The organism is Haloactinopolyspora sp., from assembly GCF_027324685.1.
Lineage (GTDB): Bacteria > Actinomycetota > Actinomycetes > Jiangellales > Jiangellaceae > Haloactinopolyspora.
Window position 1 is genome coordinate 47,563 of sequence record NZ_DAHVSH010000002.1, and the last position, 6,274, is coordinate 53,836.

7 protein-coding genes and 1 tRNA gene are annotated in these 6,274 nt (G+C 69.7%); all 8 read left to right on the forward strand.

The genetic code is table 11. The annotated features are described in order from the left end of the window. Nucleotides 1–46 precede the first annotated feature (46 nt). Nucleotides 47–1,390, forward strand: coding sequence for a GTPase ObgE (gene obgE, locus M6444_RS00380; RefSeq protein WP_363326182.1), 1,344 nt, complete (start codon nt 47–49; stop codon nt 1,388–1,390). A 37-nt stretch (nt 1,391–1,427) separates the two neighbouring features. Further along, nucleotides 1,428–2,537 (forward strand): glutamate 5-kinase, encoded by a 1,110-nt coding sequence (proB, locus tag M6444_RS00385; RefSeq protein WP_363326183.1) that lies wholly within the window; start codon nt 1,428–1,430, stop codon nt 2,535–2,537. 49 nt (nt 2,538–2,586) lie between these two features. Further along, a complete protein-coding gene (locus tag M6444_RS00390; protein ID WP_298321764.1) occupies nt 2,587–3,849 on the forward strand; it encodes a glutamate-5-semialdehyde dehydrogenase in 1,263 nt (420 codons plus the stop codon). Nucleotides 3,850–3,875: 26 nt separating this feature from the next. Continuing rightward, entirely contained in the window at nt 3,876–4,019 is a 144-nt protein-coding gene (locus M6444_RS00395; protein WP_298321766.1) for a hypothetical protein, read from the forward strand. A 28-nt stretch (nt 4,020–4,047) separates the two neighbouring features. Continuing rightward, nucleotides 4,048–4,644, forward strand: coding sequence for a nicotinate-nucleotide adenylyltransferase (gene nadD / locus M6444_RS00400; protein WP_298321768.1), 597 nt, complete (start codon nt 4,048–4,050; stop codon nt 4,642–4,644). 47 nt (nt 4,645–4,691) lie between these two features. Beyond that, complete coding sequence (gene rsfS, locus M6444_RS00405; protein ID WP_298321770.1) at nt 4,692–5,105, forward strand: ribosome silencing factor; 414 nt, start codon at nt 4,692–4,694, stop codon at nt 5,103–5,105. Next, entirely contained in the window at nt 5,102–5,737 is a 636-nt protein-coding gene (locus tag M6444_RS00410) for a histidine phosphatase family protein (protein WP_298321772.1), read from the forward strand. Before rsfS ends, M6444_RS00410 begins: the two co-directional genes overlap by 4 nt. A gap of 67 nt (nt 5,738–5,804) precedes the next feature. Continuing rightward, a tRNA-Ala gene (locus M6444_RS00415) sits at nt 5,805–5,877 on the forward strand. Nucleotides 5,878–6,274 lie beyond the last annotated feature (397 nt).

Sequence of the window (6,274 nt, forward strand, 5' to 3'; positions counted from 1 at the left end):
TCCAGCACATGTCGATCACATGAAGGGGTGAGGTGCAGCCATGGCGATTCCGTCGTTCGTCGACCGCGTTGTGCTGCATCTGGCGGCCGGATCCGGTGGGCATGGCTGCATGTCGATCCATCGGGAGAAGTTCAAGCCGCTGGGTGGCCCCGACGGCGGCAATGGCGGGCGCGGTGGCGACATCGCGCTCGTCGTCGATCCCAGCGTCACGACGCTGCTGGACTACCACCGCTCGCCGCACCGGAAGGCGCGCAACGGCACGCCGGGTGCGGGCAGCCACCGCAACGGCGCCGACGGCGAGGACGTCGTGCTGCCCGTGCCCGACGGCACCGTCGTGACGACCCGTGACGGCGAACTGATCGCCGACCTCGTGGGCGCCGGCACTCGGATCGTCGTCGCCCGCGGCGGCGCCGGCGGGCTGGGCAACGCCGCGCTGGCGACGAGGCGGCGCCGCGCTCCCGGGTTCGCCCTGCTGGGCGAGCCCGGCGAGACGCTGGACGTCGTCCTCGAGCTCAAGAGCGTGGCCGATGTCGGCCTGGTGGGCTTCCCCAGCGCCGGCAAGTCCAGTCTGATCGCGGCCATGTCGGCTGCCCGCCCCAAGATCGCGGACTACCCGTTCACCACCTTGGTGCCGAATCTCGGTGTGGTCGAGGCCGGCGACGTCCGGTTCACCGTCGCCGACGTTCCGGGCCTGATCGAGGGCGCGAGTGAGGGCCGTGGCCTGGGCCACGAGTTCTTGCGCCACATCGAGCGATGCCAGGCGTTGGTCCACGTCGTCGACGGCGCCACCATCGAGCCCGGCCGCGACCCGGTCAGCGACATCGAGGTCATCGAAGCCGAGCTCGAACGGCACGGTGGTCTGTCCGACCGGCCGCGGCTGGTCGCGCTGAACAAGATCGACGTGCCGGACGCGCGCGACCTGGCCGAGATGGTCCGCGCCGACGTCGAGGCGCTCGGCTGGCCGGTGTACCCGATCTCCGCCGTCACCGGCGAGGGCATGCGCGAGCTGGCGTTCGCGATGGCCGAAGCGGTCGAGACCGCGCGCGCGGCAGCGCCGCCGCCGGAGGCCACCCGCATCGTGTTGCGGCCCACCGCCGTCGACGACGCCGGGTTCACCGTCACCAAGGAAGGCGAGCGGTTCCGGGTCCGAGGCGCCAAGCCGGAGCGGTGGATTCATCAGACCGACTTCGCCAACGACGAGGCGGTCGGCTACCTCGCGGACCGCCTGGCGCGGTTGGGAGTCGAGACCGAGCTGGTCAAGGCCGGTGCGCAGCCAGGCGACGAGGTCGTCATCGGCGGCGAGGACGCCGTGGTGTTCGATTGGGAACCCAGTGTGCATGCCGGCTCGGAACTGCTCGGCCCGCGTGGCACCGATTCCCGCCTCGGATGAGGTGGGTGAGGTGAACGGTAGCGCTGGGCGCGAGGCGCTGGCCCAGGCACCCCGAGTGGTGGTCAAGGTCGGCTCGTCCTCGCTGACCACCACCCGTGGCGGCATCGACGACGCCAAGGTCGCGTCGCTGGTCGACACGCTGGCCAAGCTGCGCGCCGCCGGCCGCGCCGTCGTGCTCGTCTCGTCCGGCGCCATCGCCGCTGGGCTGGCGCCGCTGGGCATGCCGAGCCGTCCCCGCGACCTCGCCCGTCAACAGGCGGCGGCCAGCGTCGGGCAGGGCCTGCTGATGGCCAACTACACCAGTGAGTTCGCCGCCCACGGACTGCAGGTCGGCCAGGTGTTGCTGACCGTCGACGACGTGACGCGCCGCGCGCACTACCGCAACGCGTACCGGACGCTGCACAAGCTGCTCGACCTGGGCGTGGTCCCGATCGTCAACGAGAACGACACCGTCGCCACCCACGAGATCCGCTTCGGCGACAACGACCGCCTCGCCGCGTTGGTCGCGCAGCTGGTGCACGCGGACCTGTTGGTCCTGCTCTCCGACGTGGACGGGTTGTACGACAGCAATCCGCACCACCGCGAGGCCAAGCGGATCGCCGAGGTCCACGACGTCGGCGAGCTCGACGGCCTGGACCTCGGTTCGGCCGGGCGGTCCGGGCTGGGCAGCGGCGGAATGCAGACCAAGGTCGAGGCGGCGGCCATCGCGACGGGCTCCGGCATCGACGTGGTGCTGGCCTCGGCGCCGGAGGCCGCAGCCGTGCTGGCCGGTGACCAGGTCGGCACCTGGTTTCACCGCCGTGCGGCCCGTCGCTCCACACGGTTGCTGTGGCTGGAGCACGCCACCGACGGCCGAGGCAGCCTGACCCTGGACGCCGGGGCGGTGCGGGCGGTGGTCGAACGCGGCGCCTCGCTGTTGCCCGCCGGTATCACGGCGGTGGACGGGACATTCTCCGCCGGTGATCCGGTCGACCTGCTCGATACCGAGGGCACCCGGGTCGCGCGCGGACTGGTGAACTTCGACGCGGCCGAGCTGCCCGCCTTGCTCGGGCGCTCGACGAAGGAGCTGGCGCTCGAGTTGGGCCCGGCCTACGAGCGAGAGGTCGTGCACCGCGACGACATGGTGTTGCTGAAGCCGTCCCGGTGACCGGTCGCGCCGAAGGGGTGTGCCGGTGGCCCGGACTAGACTGCCGAACATGGAGGACGACGTGACCGTATCGGTGGCAGAGCTGGGTCGGCGCGCGCGTGTCGCGGCTGCCGACCTCGCCGTTCGCACGCGCGCGAACAAGGACGCGGCACTGCTGGCGATGGCCGAGGCGCTCGAGGCGAACGCCGGGTCGATCGTCACGGCCAACGCCGACGATGTCGCCCGGGCGCGCAGCGCAGGCACCAGCGAAGCGATCATCGACCGGCTTCGCCTCGACGAAGCACGTGTCGGCGCGATGGCTGACGGCCTGCGCCAGGTGGCGGGCCTGCCCGACCCGGTGGGTGAGGTGGTCCGCGGCTACACGCTGCCCAACGGTCTACAGGTCAGTCAGCGGCGGGTGCCGTTCGGCGTCGTGGGCATCATCTACGAGGCTCGGCCCAACGTCACCGCCGACGCCGCAGGTCTGGCGCTCAAGAGCGGTAACGCCGTGCTGTTGCGCGGATCGTCCAGTGCCGCGGCGTCCAACGCCGCCATCGTCGACGTGCTGGCGCGGGCAGTCGCCGACGCGGGGCTGCCGGTCGACGCCGTCCAACTGGTCCGGGGCGGGGGACACGACGCGGTCAAGCAGCTCATGCGGGCTCGCGGGTTGGTCGACGTGCTGATCCCGCGCGGTGGGGCCGGCTTGATCCGCAGCGTGGTCGAGGAGTCCACCGTGCCCGTCATCGAGACGGGCGTGGGCAACTGCCACGTGTACGTCGACGCCGACGCCGACCTCGCCCGCGCACTCGAGATCGTCCTGAACGCCAAGGTCCAACGGCCCAGCGTGTGCAATGCCGCCGAGACCCTGCTCGTCCATGCCGACGTCGCTGACGCCTTCCTGCCCGGTGCGCTGGCCGCGCTGCGTGAGCACGGGGTGACGGTGCACGGTGACGAGCGTGTGCAGGGCTACCGCGACGACGTCGTGCCGGCCACCGATGACGACTGGGCGCAGGAGTACCTCTCGCTCGACCTCGCCGTGGCGGTCGTCGATTCGCTCGACGACGCCGTCAGCCACATCCGCCGGTGGGGCAGTGGTCACACTGAGGCCATCGTCACCGACTCGCTGGCGGCATCGCGCCGGTTCACCGCGACCACGGACTCCGCTGCGGTCATGGTGAACGCGTCGACCCGGTTCACCGACGGCGAGCAGCTGGGCTTCGGGGCCGAGATCGGCATCTCGACGCAGAAGCTGCATGCGCGTGGTCCGATGGGCCTGCCGGAGCTGACCACGACCACCTATGTCGTCACCGGCGACGGCCACGTCCGAAGCTGACCTGAGCCTCGGATAGGGTGCACGGCATGAACACGGTTGTCCTGCTGGCTGAACAGGCGCACGGCGATGACGGATTTCCGGCCTGGGGCTGGGGCGTCGGAGCGCTCACCATCCTGTTGGTGTTGCTCATCATCACCTTGATCTTCGGCAAGGGACGGCCCCACGCCTGATGGGGCGGCGGACCCACGGTGTCAAGAGATGAGCGAACGCAGGCGGCTGGGTGTGATGGGGGGCACGTTCGACCCCATCCACCACGGCCACCTGGTAGCCGCCAGCGAGGTCCGGCACTGGTTCGGCCTCGACGAGGTCGTTTTCGTGCCGACCGGCAGGCCGTGGCAGAAGGAGGAGCACGAGGTCTCCGCGGCCGAAGACCGCTACCTCATGACGGTCATCGCCACCGCGTCCAACCCGTCGTTCTCCGTCAGCCGCGTCGACATCGACCGTCCGGGCCTGACCTACACCGTCGACACGCTGCGCGACCTGAAAGCGCAGCGCGGTGACGACACCGATCTGTACTTCATCACCGGTGCCGACGCGCTCACGCAGATCCTGTCGTGGCGCAACCACGATGAAGTGTTCGACCTCGCGCACTTCGTCGGCTGTACCAGGCCCGGGCATGTGCTGTCCGACGCCGGGCTACCGGAGGGCAAGGTGACCCTGGTCGAGGTGCCCGCCTTGGCGATATCGTCCAGCGAGTGCCGCGAACGGGTGAAGGCCGGCGAGCCGATCTGGTACCTGGTTCCGGAGGGAATCGTTCAGTACATCAACAAGCGCGGCCTGTACGTCCAGTCATGAGACGCTTGGGGAGCAGGGCACGCATGCACAAGAGGGGTCATTGAGGTTTGACAGCAACCGATCGCGCTGTAGAGCTCACGGTCGCAGCCGCCCAGGCTGCCGCCGACAAGCTGGCTGACGACATCGTCGCCTTCGACGTGTCCGATCAGCTGGCCATCACCGACGCGTTCCTGGTGTGCTCGGCCGGCAGCGATCGTCAGGTCCGTTCCATCGTCGACGCCATCGAGGAGCGGCTGCGTGACCTCGACGCCAAGCCGGTGCGGCGCGAGGGTGAGCGCGAGGGCCGGTGGGTGCTGCTCGACTACATCGACGTCGTGGTTCATGTGCAACACGCCGAAGACCGCGTGTTCTACGCACTGGAACGGCTGTGGAAGGACTGCCCCACCATTCCGCTCCCGGACCAGCACGGCGCTGGGCAGAACGGCGCTGGGCAGAACGGCGCGGGCGGAGAGCAGGAGTGAGCCGCAGGATCGTCCTGTGGCGGCACGGCCGGACCGAGTGGAACGCCGCAGGCCGGTTCCAAGGTCAGACCGATGTGGCCCTCGACGACGTCGGACGCGAACAGGCACGTGAGGCCGCCACCCGGCTGGCGGCCCTGTCTCCCGAACTGCTCGTCTCATCGGACCTGCAGCGCACCCGCGACACCACGGCGACTCTGGCCGACCTGGTCGGACTGGACGTCGAGCTGGATCCGCGACTGCGTGAGACCTACGCGGGGCAGTGGCAGGGCTGCACGTCTGCGCAGATCGCCGAACGCTGGCCCGACGACTACAAGGCTTGGCGCGCCGGCGACCCGTTGCTGCGCGTCGGCGGCGGTGAGACTCGACAGGAGGTGGCCGAGCGGATGTTCGCCGCGGTCACCGATGCCGCGGCGAAGCTGTCCGAGAACGGCCTGGCGGTGCTGACCTCCCATGGCGGCGCGGCCCGACTGGGCATCGCCGCACTGATAGGCCTTCCCCTGCACCGATTCACCAACGTGGGCGGGCTGTCGAACTGCTCGTGGTCGATGCTGCGCGAGGGCGACGACGGCTGGATTCTCGTCGAGCACAACGCCGGAACCCTGCCGACGCCAGTGGCCATCGAGGAGGGTTGAGTCGACGGCGGGGGCGATTATGACCTTCGGCCCACCGTCAGCTAAGCTAGCGGAGCCGATTCGGCACGGGGCTGTGGCGCAGCTGGTAGCGCACCTCCATGGCATGGAGGGGGTCAGGGGTTCGAGTCCCCTCAGCTCCACTTGATCCGCACGTCAGCGTTGTGGCAGGGGGATTCGATTCCCCGTCAGTCACCGACTCGACAGGTCGTTTTTGGCGGCGCCTATAGGCTTGAGCGCGCGCCTTGGCCGGGTGCGAACCTGCAGGTCAGCGGCCTGAGATTGCTGGGAACTGAGACTTGATGGCAGGTCCGGTGGGTCGACACTCAACCGACGGGTCAAGGCGCGGGGCGGCGAACTCGAACTGGTACTCGACTGATTCGTCGCCGGGCCGTGATCCGCTCGCCATCGCGCCCCGCGGTCGACACCGTCTGCGCGATCATGAGCTGGTACCGGCGTCATGGCGCCGGGGGTGACTCATCGTCAGCGTGGTGAGTGCCATGTTTGTCTCATGATCGCCGCTGCGGGGAGATCATGAGG

Bases quoted from the DNA above. Each gene is read 5' to 3' on its own strand.
- M6444_RS00390 (WP_298321764.1), top strand. From the start codon at position 2,587: ATGGAGGACGACGTGACCGTATCGGTGGCAGAGCTGGGTCGGCGCGCG.
- M6444_RS00395 (WP_298321766.1), top strand. From the start codon at position 3,876: ATGAACACGGTTGTCCTGCTGGCTGAACAGGCGCACGGCGATGACGGA.
- nadD (WP_298321768.1), top strand. From the start codon at position 4,048: ATGAGCGAACGCAGGCGGCTGGGTGTGATGGGGGGCACGTTCGACCCC.